The following is a 3986-nucleotide window of genomic DNA, read 5'->3' on the forward strand; positions in this document are numbered from 1 at the left end:
CATCCGGCTCGCGTAGCCGGCCAGCAGCGCCCACAGCAGCCCGGCGGCCATCCCCGCGACGAAGCGCGCGGCGAGCGTGAGCGCGTAGTACGGCGACACGGCCGTCAGCGCATTCGACACGACGAAGCCGGCCAGCGCCGCAAGCAGCAGGCTGCGCCGGCGCATCGCGCGCGTCGCGGCGACGAGCGGAATCGCCGCGACGATCGAGCCGAGCGCATACACGGTCACGAGCTGGCCGATCAGCGCCTCGGTCACGCGCAGGTCGACGCTCATCAGCGGCAGCAGGCCGGCCGGCAACGCTTCGGTGAGGATCGTGATGAAGCCGGCCGTCGCGAGCGCCAGCAGGTTCGCGACCGGCAGGCGTTCGGCCGCCTGCACCGGGCGAACGGCAAGCTCGTCATCGATCGATGTGCAATCGCTCATGCCGCGCTCCCGGTTTCGACGCCGTAGACCGCATCGCGCACACAGGTCACGATCCGCCCATCGAGGCCCTCGTACAGCGTGTTGGAAAACGCGACGACCGTCAGCCCGGCCGCGCGGTCGACGAACCACGTATGCCCGTACGCGCCGCCGCCGCGCCAGGTACCGACCGACTCCGGCGACTGCGCGGCCACCGGATCGCGCAGCACCGAAAAGCCGAGCCCGAAGCCGAAACCGGGTGCATCCCGCAGGTCGTGCGCACCCGGCTGGAGGCGCGCCATCTCGTCTCCCCATTCGCGTCCGAGCCAGCCGTCGCGGCCCGTGCGCAGCGCGTCGAGCAGCGTCATGCAATCGCGTGCAGTGCCGACCATCCCCGCGCCGCCCGACGGCCACGCATCGGCATCGAACGCGCGCGCCGGCTCGAAGCGGATGCCGATCGTGCCGTCGAACACCGGCACGAGATCGATGTCCGCCATCCGGCGCGGGGCGCCCGGCGTGCTCACGTAAGGCGTCGCAAAACGCGCGGCGTCGTGCGCGACGAACGCGGTGTCGGTCATCCCGAGCGGGGTCGTGACGAGCGCGGCCACCGCGTCGGCGAGCGGCCGCCCGTCGACCGCCTCGATCAGCGCGCCGACCACGTCGATCGCGAGCGAATAACCCCACGACGTGCCCGGCGCGAACTGCAGCGGCACGCCGGCGATGCGCCGCAGGTTCTCGGCGAGCGAGAGACCGGAACGATCCATCCCGTCGGACACGCCGGCGCGCGCATACGGGCCGTCGCCGTCCGCTTCGAGGAAGCGGTAGCCGAGGCCGGCCGTATGCGATAGCAGATGACGCAGCGTGATGACGGCAGGCGTGCCGTCGGGCAACGTCGGGCGGAACTCGGGCAACCAGCGCGTGACCGGTTCGTCGAGCGCGATGCGGCCTGCCGCGACCAGCCGCATCGCGGCGGCGGCCACGACCGGCTTCGTGACCGACGACAGACGGAACAGCGCGTCTTCCCGCATCGGCGTGCCGGTTTCGCGATCGGCAAGCCCGACGGCGCGCGCATAGCGCAGCTCGCCGTCCTGCGCGACCAGCACGACCGCGCCGACCATGCGCGCGTCGGCAAGCGCGCGATCGAGCGCGTCGTCGAGCCGGTGGCGCAGCGCGGCGTCCGGGTCCACGCGCACAGCGGAGACAGGCAGGGATGACATGGCGTGACCTCATACAGTGAACGAGCGCTCATCGTAGGGAGGCGACGCAGGAAGAAAAACCGGGGTAGAGTTCCGGACAATCCGGACGCTGGCGTCCGCAATCGGAAACTCGCATGGAAAACCTCGGCGGCTTCGTCGTGTTCGTTCAGGTCGCGGAAACGCGCAGTTTCGTCGCGGCCGGGCGCGCGCTCGGGCTGTCGGCATCGGCGATCGGCAAGCGCATCGCGCGGCTGGAGGCACGCCTGAACGTGCGGCTCTTTCACCGCAGCACGCGCAGCATCACGCTGACGGCCGAAGGCACGCGCTTTCTCGAACGGTGCCGGCGCGTGCTCGCCGAGCTCGATGCCGCCGAGCAGGAACTGACGCACAGCGCCGAAGCGCCGCGCGGGCGCTTGCGCGTGAGCCTGCCGACAATCGGCACGCTGCTGCTGCCGGTGCTCGCCGATTTCATGGCCGCGTATCCGGAGATCGAGCTCGACATCGATTTCAGCGACCGGCTCGTCGACGTTGTCGACGAAGGTTTCGACGCGGTGCTGCGCACCGGCCAGCCGTCGGATTCGCGGCTGTCGTCGCGGCTGCTCGGCCACTTCCGCCAGCACCTCGTCGCGTCACCCGCCTATCTCGACCGGCACGGCACGCCGCGCACGCCGGCCGATCTCGCGCAGCACCGCTGCCTGCACTACCGTTTCCCGACCAGCGGCAAGCTCGAAACCTGGCCGCTGCGCGTGCCGCGCGCGGGCACGCTGCCCGAGGTGCCGGTCGCGATGGTCAGCAACAGCGCGGAGGCACGCCTGTGCTTCGCGCTGCGCGGGCTCGGCATCGCGTGCCTGCCCATCTTCTTCGTGCGCGATGCACTCGAAGACGGCACGCTGCGCGCGGTGCTCGACGAACACGTCGCGAGCTGCACGCCGATCTACGTGCTGTGGCCGTCAGGCCGCCACCCGACGCCGAAGCTGCGCGCGTTCGTCGATTACATGGCCGCGCACCTGCCGGTGTGAGCGCGGCCGGCCGTCATGCGGCCTTCGCCTGCACGCTCAGCCGGCGGAACGCCTGCCCGTGCTCGTCGAACAGGTGGCAGTGCTCCGCTTGAGCGTGCACATGCAGCGCCTCGCCGGTGCGGTACGTATCGAGCGGCGGAATCCGCGCGATCAACCCGTCCGGCGCGACGGCCGACTCCGCATACAGGTACGCGGAATCGCCGAGCGACTCGACGGCCATCGTCTTCGCGGCCACGCCGGTCGCCGCCGCTTCGACTTTCAGGTGCTCGGGCCGCACGCCGACCGTCACCGCCGCACCACGCTGCAGCCCCGTCGCTTCGACTGCGACGCGCTGCGTCTCGCCGCTGTCGAAGCGCACGAGCACGCCGCCCGCATCGACCGATTCGACGGCGCCCTTCAGGAAGTTCATCTTCGGCGAGCCGATGAAGCCCGCGACGAACTGGTTCGCCGGCGCGTGATACAACTCGTTCGGCGTACCGACCTGCTGCACCGCGCCGCCCGACAGCACGACGATCTTGTCCGCGAGCGTCATCGCCTCGACCTGGTCGTGCGTCACGTAGATCATCGTCGTCTTCAGCTCGTCGTGCAGCCGCGCGAACTCCAGCCGCATCTTCACGCGCAGCGCCGCATCGAGGTTCGACAGCGGCTCGTCGAACAGGAACACCTTCGGCTTGCGCGTGATCGCGCGGCCGATCGCAACGCGCTGCCGCTGGCCGCCCGACAGCTGCTTCGGCTTGCGGTCGAGCAGATGGTCGATGTGCAGGATCTTCGCGGCCTGCTTCACGGCCTGGTCGATCTCCGGCTTCTTCGCGCCCGCGAGCTTCAGGCCGAACGCCATGTTGTCGTACAGCGTCATGTGCGGGTACAGCGCATACGACTGGAACACCATCGCGATGCCGCGCTTCGCGCTCGGCACGTCGTTGACCTTCGCGCCGTCGATCAGCAGGTCGCCGCTCGAAATATCCTCGAGGCCGGCGATCATCCGCATCAGCGTGGATTTGCCGCAGCCGCTCGGGCCGACGAACACGACGAATTCGCCGTCGGCGATGTCGAGGTTCACGTTGCGCAGCACTTCGGTGTCGTCGTAGCGCTTCGCGATGTTGCGCAGGAGCACGCTTGCCATGATCTGTCTCCGTTCGTTCGTGATGCGCCGCGTCGAACGCGGCGCCTTGGCGTTGCCAGTGATTGTCAGTTCGGCAGCACCGCGCCGGTTGCCTGCCAGCGCGCGACGTAGCCGGGCAGCTCGTGCATGTCGTCGAATACGTGACGCGCGCCGATCCCGCGCAGTGCGTCGATCTGCGCGGCCGACGCGTGCCCGCCGCCGACGAAGCCGAGCACGGTCATGCCGGCCGCGGCGGCCGGCATGACCGTG

Annotated in this window: 4 protein-coding genes and 1 pseudogene; 1 reads left to right on the forward strand and 4 read right to left on the reverse strand. The window is 70.0% G+C overall.

Translation table 11 applies throughout. The features are described from left to right. Both G3N93_RS35235 and G3N93_RS35240 read right to left on the reverse strand, forming a co-directional pair. A partial coding sequence (locus G3N93_RS35235) for an MFS transporter (RefSeq protein WP_206135040.1) occupies nt 1-423 on the reverse strand: 423 nt, incomplete at its 3' end. After that, on the reverse strand, nt 420-1616 hold the full coding sequence (locus G3N93_RS35240; RefSeq protein WP_206135041.1) for a serine hydrolase: 1197 nt from the start codon (nt 1614-1616) through the stop codon (nt 420-422). The genes G3N93_RS35240 and G3N93_RS35235, both read right to left, overlap by 4 nt. Nucleotides 1617-1729: 113 nt before the next feature. Between G3N93_RS35240 and G3N93_RS35245 the strand changes: the two genes are divergently transcribed. Next, nucleotides 1730-2614 (forward strand): LysR family transcriptional regulator, encoded by an 885-nt coding sequence (locus tag G3N93_RS35245; RefSeq protein ID WP_174941405.1) that lies wholly within the window; start codon nt 1730-1732, stop codon nt 2612-2614. A 13-nt stretch (nt 2615-2627) separates the two neighbouring features. Here the strand turns inward: G3N93_RS35245 and G3N93_RS35250 are convergent, their stop codons facing one another. Continuing rightward, nucleotides 2628-3737 carry an ABC transporter ATP-binding protein gene (locus tag G3N93_RS35250; protein WP_206135042.1) on the reverse strand — a complete coding sequence of 370 codons (1110 nt, stop codon included), beginning with the start codon at nt 3735-3737 and terminating at the stop codon, nt 2628-2630. A gap of 65 nt (nt 3738-3802) precedes the next feature. Next, nucleotides 3803-3986: pseudogene (locus G3N93_RS35255) on the reverse strand (HAD family phosphatase); the annotation flags it as partial.

The sequence above is a fragment of the Burkholderia sp. Se-20378 genome, from assembly GCF_017104665.1.
Classification (GTDB): domain Bacteria; phylum Pseudomonadota; class Gammaproteobacteria; order Burkholderiales; family Burkholderiaceae; genus Burkholderia; species Burkholderia lata.

Bases quoted from the DNA above. Each gene is read 5' to 3' on its own strand.
- G3N93_RS35240 (WP_206135041.1), bottom strand. From the start codon at position 1,616: ATGTCATCCCTGCCTGTCTCCGCTGTGCGCGTGGACCCGGACGCCGCG.
- G3N93_RS35245 (WP_174941405.1), top strand. From the start codon at position 1,730: ATGGAAAACCTCGGCGGCTTCGTCGTGTTCGTTCAGGTCGCGGAAACG.
- G3N93_RS35250 (WP_206135042.1), bottom strand. From the start codon at position 3,737: ATGGCAAGCGTGCTCCTGCGCAACATCGCGAAGCGCTACGACGACACC.